The sequence below is a fragment of the Massilia niastensis DSM 21313 genome, from assembly GCF_000382345.1.
Classification (GTDB): Bacteria; Pseudomonadota; Gammaproteobacteria; order Burkholderiales; family Burkholderiaceae_D; genus Telluria; species Telluria niastensis.
Map to the genome: position 1 here is coordinate 44,126 of NZ_KB908110.1, position 14,748 is coordinate 58,873.

The window sequence follows — 14,748 nt, forward strand, 5'->3', positions numbered from 1 at the left end:
ACGCCTTACCAGCCCACCATGACAACTCTCCCGAACTTCCGCAGCCCGGCGGTCCTGCTCGACCATGCCCGCCACACCATGCGTTTCTACCACCCGCGCGCGATCGATCCCGCCGGTGGCCTCTATCACTATTTCAAGGATGACGGCGAGGTCTACGACGCGCAGCACCGGCACCTGGTCAGCAGCACGCGCTTCGTGTTCACCTATGCCATGGCCTGGCGCCACTTCCAGGACCCCGCCTACCTGGACGGGCTCAGGCATGCGGTGCGCTTCGTGCGCGAGGCGCACCGCGACCCGGTGGGCGGCGGCTACGCCTGGATGCTGAACGGGCGCGAGGTGGAAGACGGCACCCAGCATGCCTATGGCCTGGCCTTCGTGCTGCTGGCCTACGCGCATGCCGCCATGGCGGGACTGGAGGAGGCGCGCGCCTGGATCGGCGAAACCTTCGACCTGATGGAAGCGCGCTTCTGGGATGGGCAGGCCGGCCTGTATGCCGACGAAGCCAGCCGGGACTGGAGCGTGCTCTCCAGCTACCGCGGACAGAACGCCAACATGCATGCCTGCGAAGCGCTGCAGGCGGCCTACCAGGCCACCGGCGAGCGCCGCTACCTGGAACGCGCCTATACCGTGGCGTACAACATCACCCAGCGCCAGGCGCAACGTTGCGGCGGCCTGGTCTGGGAGCACTACGACGCCCAGTGGCGGCCCGACTGGCGCTACAACATCGACGATCCGGAGAACCTGTTCCGCCCCTGGGGCTACCAGCCCGGTCACTTCACCGAGTGGGCCAAGCTGCTGGTGCAACTCGAAGCGCGCGGCGCTGTGCTGGAGCAGGACCTGGGCTGGCTGCTGCCGACCGCCGAACGCCTGTTCCAGGCGGCGGTGGAGAAGGGCTGGGACGCCGAATACGGCGGCCTGTGCTATTCGCTGGCGCCGGACCTCTCCGTGTGCGATACGCACAAGTATTTCTGGGTGCAGGCCGAGAGCGCGGCGGCGGCGGCCATGCTGGCCCGGCGCACCGGCAACGCGGAATACTGGGACTGGTACCAGCGCCTGTGGGAATACAGCTGGACCTGTTTCGTCGATCACGAATACGGCGCCTGGTTCCGCATCCTGGACCGCGCGAACCGCAAGCTCAGCGACGAGAAGAGCCCGGCAGGCAAGGTGGACTACCACACCATGGGGGCCTGCTACGACATCCTGGGCGTGCTGGGGGAGAATGGCCATGCATGAGGCTCCGCTGATGCTGTGCGCCGGTGAGGCCTTGACCGACCTGATCCACCAGGGGAACGAACAGTGGATGAGCCGCACCGGCGGCTCGGTGTGGAACGTGGCGCGCGCGCTGGCGGTGCTGGGGGAACGCACCGCCTTCGCCGGCGCCATCAGTTGCGACCGCTTCGGCGATGCCCTGTGGGCGGCCAGCGAAGCCGTGGGCCTGGACCTGCGCCTGCTGCAGCGCGTACGGCGCTCGCCCTTGCTGGCCGTGGTGGAACAGGGCGAGCCGCCCAGCTATTTCTTTGTCGGCGACGACGCCGCCGACCTGCACTTCGATCCGGCGGCACTGCCGGCCGGCTGGTCGGGCGCATTGCGCTGGGCCCACTTCGGCGGCATCAGCCTGGCGCGCGAGCCGCTGGCGGCGCGGCTGGTGGCCATGGCCGGGCAGCTGAAGGCCCAGGGCGTGGCGATCAGCTACGACCCCAACTACCGCAACCTGATGGACGAGCGCTACGCGCCGACCCTGGAGCGCATGGCGGCGCTGGCCGACGTCATCAAGGTGTCCGACGACGACTTGCGCGGCCTGTTCCCGGGCCTCGGGCTGGACGAGGCGCTGCAGCGGCTGCGCGCCTTCAATCCGGCCGGAATGTGCCTGCTGACGCGCGGCGGCCAGGGCGCCAGCCTGTTCCATGGCGCCCGGCGCTGCGATGCGCGGGCACCGAAGGTGGACGTGGTGGACACGGTCGGCGCCGGCGACGCCAGCGTGGCCGGCCTGCTGCACAGCCTGGCGCGCCATCCCGATCGGCCGCTGCAGGCGCACCTGCATGCCGCGCTGGCGGCCGGATCCGCGGCCTGCCTGCAGGCCGGCGCCACCCCGCCGCAGCCCGACGCCATGCAGCGCCTGTTCGAACTGCTCTGAAAGGAATCTCCCTCATGACCGTGTTCTCTACCCCGGGCCGGCTGGCCGGCCTGTGCACCCTGCTGGCCGCCGCCATGCTGCCGCTGGCCGCGCAGTGCGCCGCAGCCGCCGCCGCGGTTTCCGATGAAATGCCCGTCAACACCTTCATCGGCACCCAGGACGAAGGCAATACCTTCCCGGGCGCCTCGGCCCCGTTCGGCATGATCCAGGTCAGCCCGATCACCGACCATTACGCCGGCTACCGCTACAGCGACAAGCGCATCCGCGGCTTCGGCCACTCCTTCGTGTCCGGCGCCGGCTGCTGGGAGCAGGGCGGGCAGCTGTCGGTGCTGCCGGTCACCGGCCGCATCGGCCCCGGCGGCGATTTCGACACCGGCAAGGCGGGCAGCTTCGACCACAAGGCCTACGCCGCGGAGTATGCGCATGAGGGCGAGGCCGGCCAGGCCGGCTACTACAAGGTCAGGCTCACCAGCTATGGCGGCATCACCGCCGAGTCGACCGCGCTGACCCGCGCCGCGGCCGAGCGCTATACCTTCGCCGCCGGCGCCGCCACCGGCCATGTGCTGCTCAACCTGGGCCAGGCCAACGAGCGCCATTCGGTCATCGGCAGCGAGCTGAAGGTGGTGGACGCGCGCAGCGTCGAGGGCAAGATCGTCACCAGGAGCTTCTGCGGCGGCGCCAAGTACACCACCTGGTTCCGCATCGTGTTCGACCGGCCTGTCGTGGCCCACGGCATCTGGGACGAGCGCGGCGGCTGGCCGGGCGTGGGCGGTCCCAGCCAGCAGGGCGAGGGCAAGCCGCATGGCGCCTGGCTGAGCTTCGACCTCGGAACCGGACGGGCGGTCACCGCGGTCAGCGCGATCTCCCACGTCGACGCCGAGGGCGCGCGCATCAACCTGCGGGCCGAAGGCATGGCGGACGGACGCCCGATGAGCTTCGATGCGATGAAGGCGAAGGCGCAGGCCGACTGGCAGCGCGAACTGGCCAGCGTCCGCATCGAAGGCGGCAGCCAGGACGACCGCACGGTGTTCTACACCGCGCTCTACCACGCATTGCTGCAGCCGATGACCGGCAACGATGCCGACGGCCGCTACCGCGGCTACGACGACCTGGTCCACACCGCGAAGGACTGGACCTATTACGAGTACTTCTCGCTGTGGGACACCTACCGCGCCCAGAACCAGCTGCTGGCCCTGCTGCGTCCGCAGCGTGCGCGCGACATCGCCAATTCGGTGCTGAAGATCCGCGAACAGGGCGGCTGGCTGCCGCGCTGGGGCTACGCCAATTTCGAGACCAACATCATGACCGGCGACCCGGTCACGCCCTTCCTGGTCGACCTGTGGCGCCTGGGGGCGCTCAAGGGACGCGAGCGCGAAGCCTATGCCGCGCTGCGCGAGAACGCCTTCGGCGTGCCGGCGTTCCGCATCCGCCCGCAGGGACGCTCGGGCAACCCCAGCTACCTGCGCCAGGGCTTCGTGCAATATGACCGCAGCTTCATCTCCAAGGGCATGGACACCGACCCGCACCACGGCGCCTCGGCGACCCTGGAGTATGCGCTGGCCGACAGCGCGCTGGCGCACATGGCCAGGGCGCTCGGCCAGGCCGGGGACGCCCGGGTGCTGGCGCAGCGCGCCCTCAACTGGCGCAAGGTCTGGGACCCGGCGGTGGTGGACGCCCCGACCGGCCAGCGCGGCTTCCCGCGCCCGCGCCTGGGCGACGGCAGCTGGTTCGCCGACCTCGAGCGCGGCTTCGATCCGCGCGGCGACCATGGCTTCCACGAAGGCACGGCCTGGCAATACCAGTGGCTGGTGCCGCAGGACGTCCCGGGCCTGGCCGCGGCGATGGGCGGCACGGCCCAGGCGCTGCGCCGCCTGGACCAGTTCTTCGACTACGAGGCGGTGCTGGCCGACCCGGCCGCCGTGCGCACCTCCTGGGTGGTGGGACCGTACAGCTATTACAGCCAGTTCCGCTACAACCCGAACAACGAGCCCGACCTGCACGCGCCGTGGATGTACACCCTGATGGGCCAGCCCTGGAAGACCACCGCGGTGCTGCGCGCGGCGGAGACCCTGTTCGGCAATGGCCCCGGCGGCGTGACCGGCAACGACGACCTCGGCACCATGTCGGCCTGGTATCTGTTCAGCGCGCTGGGCCTGTATCCGGACGCGCCGGGCAGCGGCCGCTTCCTGCTGCATGCGCCGCGTTTCGCGCGCGCCGAGATCGACCTGCCGCAGGGCCGCGTGCTGCGCATCGAGGCGCCTGAAGCCAGGCCCGGCGAGCGCCGCTTCGTCCAGTCCGTGAACTGGGCAGGGCGCCCGCTGTCGCGGGTGTGGCTGGACTGGGAGCAGCTGCAGGCTGCCGGCACCCTCAGCTACCGCCTCGCACCGCAGCCGGACATCGCGGGCTGGGGCACGCAGGCCCGCGACCTGCCGCATCCGCCCGCCGCGGCCGCTCCCTGAGGGAGCGCCCGGCAGGCCAACGGAGCAAATAAATAAATCATTCGACAACAGGAGACAGCATGACCAACATGGCAAACAATATCGCGCCCGCCGCGCAGCACGAGGGGGCTGGCGCGGCGCAACAGAGGGGCAACACGAGTGCGCTCGTCATCGTCACCATCCTGTTTTTCATGTGGGGCCTGATCACCTCGCTGAACGATGTCCTGATCCCGCACCTGAAGGCCATCTATACGCTGACCTATGTGCAGGCGATGCTGGTGCAGTTCTGCTTCTTCGGCGCCTATTTCATCGTGTCGCTGCCGGCGGGCGCCCTGATCCGCCGCATTGGCTACCAGAAGGGCGCCGTGGCCGGCCTCCTGATCGCCGCCGTCGGCTGCGCGCTGTTCTATCCCGCCTCGTTCAGCGGCTATGGCGTATTCCTGCTGGCCTTCTTCGTGCTGGCATCGGGCATCACCGTCCTGCAGGTGGCCGCCAATCCTTATGTGGCGGTGCTCGGTCCGGCGCGCACGGCATCCAGCCGGCTGACGCTGACCCAGGCGTTCAACTCCCTGGGCACCACCATCGGCCCGGCCGTCGGCGGCCTGCTGATCCTCTCGAGCGTGGGCGCGGCTGTGGGCGCAGGCACCGATGCGGGCAGCGAGGCGGCGAGCGTGCGTGGACCCTATCTCGCCCTGGCCGGCGCGCTGGCCTTGCTGGCCGTGCTGTTCCTGGCCGCCAGGCTGCCGCAGATCGCCGCCAGCGAAGACCTGCCGCTGGCGGGCGAGGGCCGCGGCTCCGCCCTGGCGCATCGCCACCTCGTGCTGGGCGCCATCGGCATCTTCCTGTACGTGGGGGCGGAAGTCAGCATCGGCAGCTTCCTGATCAACTTCCTTGGCGAGCCGCATATCGCCGGCCTGTCGCATGCCGACGCAGCGCATTACGTCAGCATCTACTGGGGCGGCGCCATGGTGGGGCGCTTCATCGGCTTCGCCGTGATGCGGGTGGTCAGCCCCGGCAAGACGCTGGCCTTCAACTCGCTGGCGGCGATCGCGCTGGTGCTGGCGGGCACGTTCGGGGAGGGCGGTGTCGCCATGTGGGCGATCCTGGCGGTGGGCCTGTGCAACTCGATCATGTTCCCGACCATCTTCAGCATGGCGCTGCACGGCCTGGGCAAGTACACGGGGCAGGGCTCGGGCATCCTGTGCATGGCCATCGTCGGCGGGGCGCTGGTGCCGTTCGCACAAGGCGCGCTGGCCGACGCCCTGGGGGTGCAGGCGTCCTTCCTGCTGCCGGCCGCCTGCTATGCCTTCATCCTGTACTTCGGCGCCAAGTACGCTGCCATGTACGCGGGGCAGTAAGCGGCGCCGCTTCATCGACGATGCGGCCGGGGAGGAGTCCCCGGCCACGGTCAAGCCAGATCCGGCAGCAGCTTGTCGAGCGTGATCGGATACTCCCTGACACGGATGCCGGTGGCGTTGTAGATCGCGTTCGCGACCGCGGCCGGCGCCCCGCTGATGCCGAGCTCTCCCACACCCTTGGCCTTCAGCGGCCCGACGGTCGGATCGACCTCGTCCAGGAAGATCACCTCCTGTTCCGGGATGTCCGCATGTACCGGCACCTCATAGCTGGCCAGGTCGTGGTTGACGAAGAAACCGACCCGCTTGTCGACCACCAGGTCTTCCATCAGCGCGGCCCCCACGCCCATCGTCATGCCGCCGATGATCTGGCTGCGCGCCGCGGTCGGATTGATGATCCGTCCGGCGGCGCACACGGCCAGCATGCGCCGCACACGGACTTCGCCCGTGCCTGCATGGACCCCAAGCTCCACGAAATGCGCGGCAAAGGTCTGCTGTGCAAACCGCTTCCCGAGCTCGCCGATCTCCATCGCATCTTCCGCAACCAGTTCGCCCGCGGCCACCGCATCGAGCAGGGGCCTGCTGTTGCCGCCGGCGCGCACGCGGCCGCCAACGAACTCGAGGTCGGCGCCAGTCATGCGGAGCCGGCTCGCGACCATCTCGCGCAGTTTCGCGCAAGCGGCATACACGCCAGCCGTGGACGAGGCGGCGCCGTACTGGCCGCCGGAGCCTGAACTTTCGGGAGAGGCGGAATCCCCAAGCAGCACCGTCACCTGGTCCAGGCCGATGCCCATCATCTCGGCCGCGGTCTGGGCGATGATCGTATAGCTGCCGGTGCCGATGTCGGTCATGTCCGTCTCGACCGTCAGGTGCGCGGTGCGGTCGAGGCGGACGCGGGCAGCCGATGTCACGGCCCTCCCGCCCCGTATCCCTGCCGCCATGCCGATCCCTACCAGCCAGTGGCCTTCGCGCCGGGTGCCGGGCTTGCTGTTACGCCGATCCCAGCCGAAGCGCGCGGCGCCCGTTTGCAGGCATTGCACCAGCTGGCGTGTCGAGAACGGCCTCCGGGGCGACTCGGGGTCGACCTGGGTGTCGTTCAGGATGCGGAACTGCACCGGGTCGAGCCCCAGTTTTTCCGCCATCTCGTCCATCGCGACTTCGAGCGCCATCAAGCCCGGCGTTTCGCCGGGAGCGCGCATCGCGTTCCCCTCCGGCAGGTCGAGATGGGCCACGCGCAGCCTCGTCATCCGGTTCGCGCCCGCATACAGCAGGCGCGTCGGAATCGTCGCACTTTCAGGCCGCGTGCCCAGGTTGCCGGACCAGCTCTCGTGGCCGATCGCCGTGATCCGGCCGTCCCGCGTCGCTCCGATACGGATACGCTGGATGGTTGCCGGGCGATGCGTGGTGTTGTTGAACATGAGGTGGCGGTGGAGGGCAACCTTGACCGGGCGCCCTATTGAACGGGCAGCGATGGCGGCCAATATGGCATCGGACTGAATCGAGGCTTTCCCGCCAAAACCGCCACCAACGTAAGGCGCGATAATGCGGATGTTTTCCTTTGGGATGCCAAGGGTCAGGGCGAGGTCGCGTGTGCCCCAGCTCACCAGCTGGATCGCATTCCATAGCGTGAGCCGGTCGCCTTTCCAGGCGGCGATGCATGCGTGCGGCTCCATCATTGCGTGCGAATGGTCCGGCGTCGTGTATTTTTCATCCAGCGTGACCGGCGCGGAGGCAAAGGCCGCGTCGAAATCGCCTGCGGCAGTGTCCATCGTTGGCTGCGGCGCCGGGGCATTGCCCCTTTCTTCCCCAAGGTCGAAACGGCCCTTGGCCCGTACGTATTGGACGCGCACCAGCTGCGCGGCCGCGCGCGCCTGCTCGAAGGTCTCGGCCACCACGATCGCCACCGCTTGATGGTAGTGCTGGACCTCCGGACCGGCAAGCGCTCGCGCCGCATGGAATGCGCCGAGGCCGAGCTTGCCGGCGTTGTCGGCCGTGACGATTGCGAGCACGCCCGGCGCAGTTCTGGCCTGCTGGAGGTCGATCGATGCAATGCGCCCTTTGGCGATGCCGGCGCCGACGATATAGCCGTAGGCGGCATCGGGCACCGGCGCATGGTGCTCGTAAGCGTAGGTCGCGGTGCCGGTGGTCTTGAGGCGTCCTTCGATACGCGAGGCGGGCTTGCCAACCACCTTCAGCTGGTCGATCGGATTGCGGACTGCGGGAGTAAGGAATTTCATGAGGTGATCGTCCTGGCGTCGGTCAGCAGCGTGGCGAGGGTGCGCTCGACCAGCTGCAGTTTGAAGGCGTTCTGCCCCGTGGGTCGTGCACCGGCAAGCAGGCGCGCGACGATGGCCGCGGCGCCGCGCGGCATATCGGCCTCGGCCGCCTCGACGCGCCACGGCATGTGGGCGACGCCCCCCACTGCCACGCGGCCACCGCCGTTGGGCTGGATGATCGTCGCCACCGACACCAGCGCAAACGCGTAGGACGCGCGGTCGCGCACCTTGTGGTAGGCCTGCACGCCACCGACGGGACGAGGCAGCGTCACCGCCGTAATCAGTTCGCCCTGTTCCAGGTTGGTGTCCAGCTGCGGCGTGCTGCCCGGCAGCCGATAGAAGTCCGCAATCGGGATGGTGCGCGTCGTCCCATTCGGCCGCACCGTTTCCACCGTCGCGTCGAGCACGCGCATGGCGACCGCCATGTCGCTCGGATGGGTCGCAATGCAGGTCTCGCTGGCGCCGACGATGGCGTGGGGCCGGTTGAAGCCGTGCAGGGCGCCGCAGCCGCTGCCCGGCTGGCGCTTGTTGCACTGCTGGGCCGTATCGTAGAAGTAGGGGCAGCGGGTGCGCTGCAGCAGATTGCCCGCCGTCGTCGCCTTGTTGCGCAGCTGCCCCGAGGCGCCGGCCAGCAGCGCGCGCGACAACACCGCGTAGTCGCGCCGCACGCGCGCGTCGCTTGCCAGGTCGGTGTTGCGCACCAGGGCGCCGACACGCAGGCCGCCATCGGCAGTCGGCGCGATCCTGTCCAGGCCGATGCCGTTGACGTCGATGAGATGCGCGGGCGTCTCGATCTGCAGCTTCATCAGGTCGAGCAGGTTGGTGCCGCCGGCGATGAAGCGGGCGCCCGGCGTGCGCCGCATCGCCTGCGCCGCCTCGGCGGGCGAGCGGACGCGTTCATAGGTAAAAGACTTCACGCCGTGCCTCCCGCGACTTCGGTCATCGCATCGATGATGTTGGGGTAGGCGCCGCAACGGCAGATGTTCCCGCTCATGCGCTCGCGCAGCTCGGCCTTCGACAGCAGGGGCTGCGCCGTCAGGTCGGCACTGGCGTGGCTCGGGACCCCGTCCCTGATCTCGGAGAGCACTGCAACGGCCGAGCAGATCTGTCCGGGCGTGCAGTAGCCGCACTGGTAGCCGTCGTGCTTGACGAAGGCGGCCTGCATCGGATGCAGCTTCGACGGCGTTCCGAGCCCTTCGATCGTCGTGATGCGGTCGCCTTCGTGCATGACGGCCAGGCTCAGGCACGAATTGATGCGGCGGCCGTTGACCAGCACCGTGCAGGCGCCGCACTGCCCCTGGTCGCAGCCCTTCTTGCTGCCTGTGAGGCGCAGGTGTTCACGCAGGGCGTCGAGCAGGGTGGTGCGGGTGTCGAGCCGGAGCTGATGGCGCTTGCCGTTGACCTCGAAGCGCACTGTGGAAGCTGGCGCCGCCTCGGATGCCGCCTGCGCTGCGCCGGGCAGTGGTGCCGCCAGTGCGGCTACGCCTCCAGCGCCGACCGCCATGAAGCCGCGCCGCGATATGTTGACGCTGTCGTTACTGTCCATCGTGTACTCCGGCATCAGGATTTGGCGGGCGCCTCGACGCCTGAAAAGACGAGCACTGCATCTGGCAGCCGGGCTCCGCGGACCTGGATCGCCGACACAGCCTGATTCAGCTCGGAAAGCTCGGCGGCTGTGAAGCGCAAGGCGCTGGCGCCGATGTTCTCGATCATGTGCGCCATCTGTGTGGTGCCGGGGATCGGAACGATCCAGGGTTGTTGCGCCATGAGCCATGCAAGTGCGATCTGGGCAGGTGTTGCCTGCTTCCGTGCGGCCCAGCGCTTCAGCAGCTCGACCAGGGCGAGGTTGTGGGGCAGGTTGTCGGGAGCGAACCTGGACTCGACCTTGCGAATATCCCCGTCGGCAAAGCGCGTGTTCGCATCGATCGCGCCGGTGAGGAACTGGACGCCCAGCGGACTCCACGGAACAAAACCGATGCCGAGCTCCTGGCAGGTGGGGATGACGCTCTCTTCCGGCCCGCGCCAGAGCATGGAATACTCGTTCTGCACCGCGCTGACCGGCAGCGCAGCGTGAGCGCGGCGCAAGGTCTTCAATCCCATCTCCGACAGACCCCAATGCAGGACTTTCCCTTGCTTCATCAAGTCCTGTACGGCGCCCGCGACATCTTCGATCGGCACCTGCGGATCGACACGGTGCTGGTACAGGAGGTCGATGCGATCGGTCCGCAAGCGCTTCAGCATGCCTTCGACGGCCTGCTTGATATGGGCCGGGCGACTGTTCAGTCCAGGCAGGCGCTTTCCAGTCTCGAGATCGATGTTCCATCCGAACTTGGAAGCGATCACTACCTTGTTCCGAAATGGCGCCACACCTTCGCCCAGAATGCGTTCCACTTCATGGGGACCATAGGCCTCGGCGGCGTCGAAGAAGCTCACTCCGCGGTCGTAGGCGCTCCGGATGATATTGAGCATCTCCGGCCGGCTGGGGACCGTCGTCTGGTAGGTACGGCTCATGTTCTGGACACCCAGGCCCACACTGGATACTTCCAGGGTGCCCAGTTTGCGGCGGCCCGGGATGGTGGCAGCCGAAGTACTTTTCGCGGCCCTGCCTGTGGCGCCTCCCTGGGCCAGTGCATTTCCTGCCAACGGCGTTGCAGCCAGGCTTCCTGCTGCCACCAGAAAGCTCCGGCGACCTGCTTCCGATCCATTCTTCGTAGTCGACTTCGACATTTCCAACCTCTTCTCAACATGGCCTCACGTTGGCACCGCGCTACCGCCGGTGCCATCTCATTTTCCGAACTCTACTGAGCACGATTGAACTTGAATAGATAGAAAAAGCTGCAAGAGGTCATTAGCACAGCTTATGAATCGGATGCCCCGCAGCGACCGGACGAACCCGGAGCCCGCTTCCTCACCAGACCCGGACACCAGGAATCATTAGCTGAGCTAATGAGTTCATGCGGATTTCCCCGGCTTATCAGCGACGGCCAGCGCGGCTAGACTCGACTTCACTTTTTGACTTTGCGGAGTATTCCTGTGAAACACCTGGTGTTGAAGACTGCCCTCATGGCAGCAGTGGTCGGTATCCCGGCCGGCGGGGCGCAAGCCGCCGACTACAAGAAGAACCCTTTTACCCTGGCCTACGATGGCGCGATCACGAAGAATGAGCCGGGGAAGGTCAACATCCATCCGGTGAGGTACACATTGCACGGCCTGGAGATCGCCGCCAACGTCTACACGCCGGCCAACTACGATCCGGCGAAGAGCTATCCCGCTGTCGTGGTGGCCCACCCGAACGGGGGCGTGAAGGAGCAGGTGGCCGGCCTGTACGCGCAGCGCCTGGCGGAACTGGGCTACGTCACGATTGCGGCAGACGCGGCCTACCAGGGCGCGAGCGCAGGACAGCCACGCAATGTCGACAAGCCCGCGTACCGCATCGAGGATATCCACGGCATGGCGGACTTCATCACCCGCTTCTCCGGCGTCGACGGAAAGCGCCTGGGCTTGCTCGGCCTGTGCGGCGGCGGCGGCTATTCGCTGGCCGCAGCCGACACCGACAAGCGATTCAAGGCGGTCGCCACGGTCAGCATGTTCAACTCCGGACGGGTGCGTCGCAACGGCTATGTGGACTCGCAACTCGGTAGCATCCGGGACCGCCTGCAGCAGGCTTCGGCAGCCCGCGCGCAGGAGGTGGCCGGTGGGGGAGTGCTCTATTCGGGTGACGCCAAGCTGACGGATGAGCAGATCGCCAGGCTGCCGTTCGAGCTGTACCGGCAGGGCTACGCGTACTACTGGAAAACGCACGCACACCCGAACTCGACCTTCAGGTACACCACGAGCAGTCTGCTGGACTTGATGCGCTTCGACGCCACTGGCCAGATCGAACTCATCAACCAGCCTTTGCTGATGATCGCGGGCAGCAGGGCCGACAGCCTGTACATGAGCGAGGACGCGTTCGCCAAGGCGAGCGGTACGAAGGACAAGGAACTGTTCAAGATCGAGGGCGCGACACATATCGAGACCTACTGGGTCCCCAGGTATGTGGATGCCGCGATCGACAAGCTGGCAGCGTTCTACACAAGGACCCTGTGATGCACGAGGCGTGGTTCACCTCACTTGCCCAGGTACTCCGCTGCCCATAGCCGCGAGTGAACAGCGCTCAAGGCTTCGCAAATACCTCTTTGGCCACTGCGATGGCGCTTACCGCATTCGGCCAGCCGGAGTAGAACGCCAGGTGCGTGATGGTCTCGACCAGTTCAGCCTCCGTCACGCCGTTCTCGCGCGCGATCCGCAAGTGCGAGCGCAACTGGTCCGGACGATTCATGGCAATCAGCGCGCTGACGGTGGCCAGGCTGCGGTCGCGCTTGGACAGTCCGGGCCGCTCCCACACGTCGGCGTAGAGTACCTTGTCGGTCAGGTCCGCAAGTTTCGGCGCAATGTCGCCGTACATGCGCTGCGCCGGCGTCGGCGCAGCGGTGCCGGCTGGCTTGGCAGCCTGCGGACGCGGTGGCTGTACCTGGGCACTGGCGGAAGCGGTGGACAGCGCACATGCCATGACAAGGGCGCCGATATGGTTTTTTTGCGAGAATACTTTCATGTAGCCTTCCTGTAGGGGCAAGTGTGAGTTCCCGGCGTCGCCATGGATAGTCGCCGTCCGGGAAGCGATGGAGGTCGCAGCTCAGTACTGGTACTGCTCGTCGCTGACCTTCTCCATCCAATGCGTCGATTGTCCGTCCAGTGATTCCGCGATCGCCACATGGCTCATTCCGATAGTCCGGCTTGCGCCATGCCAGTGCTTGACGCCAGGTGGAATCCAGACGATATCGCCAGGACGTATTTCCTCGGCCGGGGCGCCCCATTGCTGAACCCGTCCAAGGCCGGCAGTGACGATCAGCGTTTGCCCCAATGGATGCGCATGCCAGGCTGTTCGCGCGCCGGGTTCGAAGGTGACGATGCCGCCACCCACGCGGCCGGGTGCTTCCGCCTTGAACGGTGAGTCGACGCGAACGGATCCTGTAAAGTTCTGCTGCGGCCCGGCGGCGGATGGCTGGGAGCCAACCCGGGTCACCCTGAGCTTGGCTGCAGGCGGTTCGGCGGCAATGGCTGCTCCGATGGCGAAGCAGATGGCGCTGGCCATCAATGTGGTTTTGGTCATGGCGGTCAGATCTCGCATGCCTTGGAATCCGGAATCTGGACAAGATCGAATCCAGGGACGGGCATCGTGCGCCCATTGTTCAATTCGACATGCTGCATGGGTAAGTCCTTTCGCTGACGACCCGATCGACGTGCTCTCGTACGCCTCGATCAAGCTCAATAGTTGATGCATTCTTTCAGGCTGCATCCTTGACGCGCCGGTTTCCCAGATCCTGTCGAATTCGGCGGTGGCCGCACGATAGCGGGCCCACGTGCTCGGTAACTCTACCGGGCACGATTGAACTTGATTAGTTGGTAAATTCAGCATGGTCTTATAAGGTAGACTAATCAATCAGGGGAAGCTGGCCAATGCCTTCACCATTCGGGACCGTCCCCCACCTGCTCGTGCCACTCCTTGAAACTTCCGTCACCGGCCCACCAGTTTCTGGCGATCCGCCGAATAGCGGTCTCCCTGCACCGGGACGCGCGCAATCGCGGCGTTGACCTCGCTGAGTTCCTCAGGCGCGAGCCGAACCGCGGCCGCCCCGATATTCTCTTCAAGCCGGTGCGGTTTGGTGGTCCCTGGGATGGGAACGATCCAGGGCCTTTGGGCCAGCAGCCATGCGAGCGCAACCTGGGCCGGGGTTGCCTGCTTGCGCCTGGCGATGTCCGCAAGCAGATCGACCAGAGCCGTGTTGGCCGCGCGTGCTTCCGGGGTAAAACGCGGCACCGTATTGCGGAAGTCGCTTGCGTCGAACTGCGTGGACTCGCTGATGGCGCCGGTCAGGAAACCTTTGCCGAGCGGGCTGAACGGGACGAAACCGATCCCGAGTTCTTCCAGCAGCGGCAGGATCTCGGCTTCCGGCTCGCGCCACCACATCGAGTATTCGCTTTGCAGCGCAGTGACCGGCTGCACGGCATGCGCGCGACGAATCGTTTCCGGGCCAGCTTCCGACAGGCCGAAATGCTTGACCTTGCCCTGCCGGATCAGGTCCTGGACCGCGCCGGCGACCTCTTCGATCGGCACGTTCGGGTCGGGACGATGTTGGTAGAACAGGTCGATACGGTCAGTCTTGAGTCGCTCGAGCGACTGCTCCGCTACTTTCCGGATACGTTCAGGCCTGCTGTCCAGACCGGCATGTGCGTCGCCATGGCGAAAGCCGAATTTCGTTGCGATGACGACCCGGTCACGGAACGGCGCCAGCGCCTCTCCCACCAGTTCCTCGTTGGGCCCGTAGGCTTCCGCGGTATCGAAAAAGTTAACGCCTTGCTCGACGGCCATCTGGATGAGGCGAATGGCGCTTTGCCGTTCGGCTGCAGGACCATAACCGTAGCTCAGGCCCATGCAGCCGAAGCCAATGCCGGACACCTGCAGTCCGCTCTTTCCAAGTTCACGCTGTTGCATCGTTTCTCCT

12 protein-coding genes are annotated in these 14,748 nt (G+C 66.8%); 5 read left to right on the forward strand and 7 right to left on the reverse strand.

All coding sequences use genetic code 11. The annotated features are described in order from the left end of the window. Positions 1-18 precede the first annotated feature (18 nt). The 4 genes from H162_RS0119160 to H162_RS0119175 are packed head-to-tail and all read left to right on the forward strand — an operon-like array spanning position 19 to position 5,930. A complete protein-coding gene (locus tag H162_RS0119160) occupies positions 19-1,233 on the forward strand; it encodes an AGE family epimerase/isomerase (RefSeq protein ID WP_020655108.1) in 1,215 nt (404 codons plus the stop codon). Continuing rightward, positions 1,226-2,134 (forward strand): carbohydrate kinase family protein, encoded by a 909-nt coding sequence (locus H162_RS0119165; RefSeq protein ID WP_020655109.1) that lies wholly within the window; start codon positions 1,226-1,228, stop codon positions 2,132-2,134. Before H162_RS0119160 ends, H162_RS0119165 begins: the two co-directional genes overlap by 8 nt. Before the next feature lie 14 nt (positions 2,135-2,148). Next, complete coding sequence (locus tag H162_RS0119170) at positions 2,149-4,593, forward strand: GH92 family glycosyl hydrolase (protein ID WP_020655110.1); 2,445 nt, start codon at positions 2,149-2,151, stop codon at positions 4,591-4,593. Between the two features lie 59 nt (positions 4,594-4,652). Next, positions 4,653-5,930, forward strand: coding sequence for a sugar MFS transporter (locus tag H162_RS0119175; RefSeq protein WP_020655111.1), 1,278 nt, complete (start codon positions 4,653-4,655; stop codon positions 5,928-5,930). Between the two features lie 50 nt (positions 5,931-5,980). On the opposite strand, the gene paoC is transcribed toward H162_RS0119175, so the two are convergent. From paoC to H162_RS0119195, 4 genes are read right to left on the reverse strand one after another with little or no spacing between them, the layout of a single operon-like run. After that, complete coding sequence (gene paoC, locus H162_RS0119180; protein ID WP_020655112.1) at positions 5,981-8,164, reverse strand: aldehyde oxidoreductase molybdenum-binding subunit PaoC; 2,184 nt, start codon at positions 8,162-8,164, stop codon at positions 5,981-5,983. After that, positions 8,161-9,120 carry an FAD binding domain-containing protein gene (locus tag H162_RS0119185; protein ID WP_020655113.1) on the reverse strand — a complete coding sequence of 320 codons (960 nt, stop codon included), beginning with the start codon at positions 9,118-9,120 and terminating at the stop codon, positions 8,161-8,163. Before H162_RS0119185 ends, paoC begins: the two co-directional genes overlap by 4 nt. Next, on the reverse strand, positions 9,117-9,749 hold the full coding sequence (gene paoA, locus H162_RS0119190) for an aldehyde dehydrogenase iron-sulfur subunit PaoA (RefSeq protein ID WP_026354841.1): 633 nt from the start codon (positions 9,747-9,749) through the stop codon (positions 9,117-9,119). The genes H162_RS0119185 and paoA overlap by 4 nt, the downstream gene beginning before the upstream one ends. A gap of 14 nt (positions 9,750-9,763) precedes the next feature. Next, positions 9,764-10,930: an aldo/keto reductase gene (locus tag H162_RS0119195; RefSeq protein ID WP_051109961.1), complete on the reverse strand. Its 1,167-nt coding sequence runs from the start codon at positions 10,928-10,930 to the stop codon at positions 9,764-9,766. 336 nt (positions 10,931-11,266) lie between these two features. Here H162_RS0119195 and H162_RS0119200 point away from each other — a divergent pair, with 336 nt between their 5' ends. Further along, entirely contained in the window at positions 11,267-12,292 is a 1,026-nt protein-coding gene (locus H162_RS0119200; protein ID WP_020655116.1) for an alpha/beta hydrolase, read from the forward strand. A gap of 67 nt (positions 12,293-12,359) precedes the next feature. On the opposite strand, the gene H162_RS0119205 is transcribed toward H162_RS0119200, so the two are convergent. The 3 genes from H162_RS0119205 to H162_RS0119215 all read right to left on the reverse strand — a co-directional run bounded on the left by H162_RS0119205 (position 12,360) and on the right by H162_RS0119215 (position 14,738). Then, a complete protein-coding gene (locus tag H162_RS0119205) occupies positions 12,360-12,797 on the reverse strand; it encodes a carboxymuconolactone decarboxylase family protein (RefSeq protein ID WP_020655117.1) in 438 nt (145 codons plus the stop codon). 81 nt (positions 12,798-12,878) lie between these two features. After that, positions 12,879-13,373: a (R)-mandelonitrile lyase gene (locus tag H162_RS0119210; RefSeq protein WP_020655118.1), complete on the reverse strand. Its 495-nt coding sequence runs from the start codon at positions 13,371-13,373 to the stop codon at positions 12,879-12,881. Between the two features lie 387 nt (positions 13,374-13,760). Continuing rightward, complete coding sequence (locus tag H162_RS0119215; protein ID WP_020655119.1) at positions 13,761-14,738, reverse strand: aldo/keto reductase; 978 nt, start codon at positions 14,736-14,738, stop codon at positions 13,761-13,763. Positions 14,739-14,748 lie beyond the last annotated feature (10 nt).

Coding starts and splice junctions, on each gene's coding strand:
- H162_RS0119215 (WP_020655119.1), bottom strand. CDS start 14,738: ATGCAACAGCGTGAACTTGGAAAGAGCGGACTGCAGGTGTCCGGCATT.
- H162_RS0119175 (WP_020655111.1), top strand. CDS start 4,653: ATGACCAACATGGCAAACAATATCGCGCCCGCCGCGCAGCACGAGGGG.
- H162_RS0119210 (WP_020655118.1), bottom strand. CDS start 13,373: ATGCGAGATCTGACCGCCATGACCAAAACCACATTGATGGCCAGCGCC.
- H162_RS0119195 (WP_051109961.1), bottom strand. CDS start 10,930: ATGTCGAAGTCGACTACGAAGAATGGATCGGAAGCAGGTCGCCGGAGC.
- paoC (WP_020655112.1), bottom strand. CDS start 8,164: ATGAAATTCCTTACTCCCGCAGTCCGCAATCCGATCGACCAGCTGAAG.
- paoA (WP_026354841.1), bottom strand. CDS start 9,749: ATGGACAGTAACGACAGCGTCAACATATCGCGGCGCGGCTTCATGGCG.
- H162_RS0119200 (WP_020655116.1), top strand. CDS start 11,267: ATGGCAGCAGTGGTCGGTATCCCGGCCGGCGGGGCGCAAGCCGCCGAC.
- H162_RS0119160 (WP_020655108.1), top strand. CDS start 19: ATGACAACTCTCCCGAACTTCCGCAGCCCGGCGGTCCTGCTCGACCAT.
- H162_RS0119165 (WP_020655109.1), top strand. CDS start 1,226: ATGCATGAGGCTCCGCTGATGCTGTGCGCCGGTGAGGCCTTGACCGAC.
- H162_RS0119170 (WP_020655110.1), top strand. CDS start 2,149: ATGACCGTGTTCTCTACCCCGGGCCGGCTGGCCGGCCTGTGCACCCTG.
- H162_RS0119205 (WP_020655117.1), bottom strand. CDS start 12,797: ATGAAAGTATTCTCGCAAAAAAACCATATCGGCGCCCTTGTCATGGCA.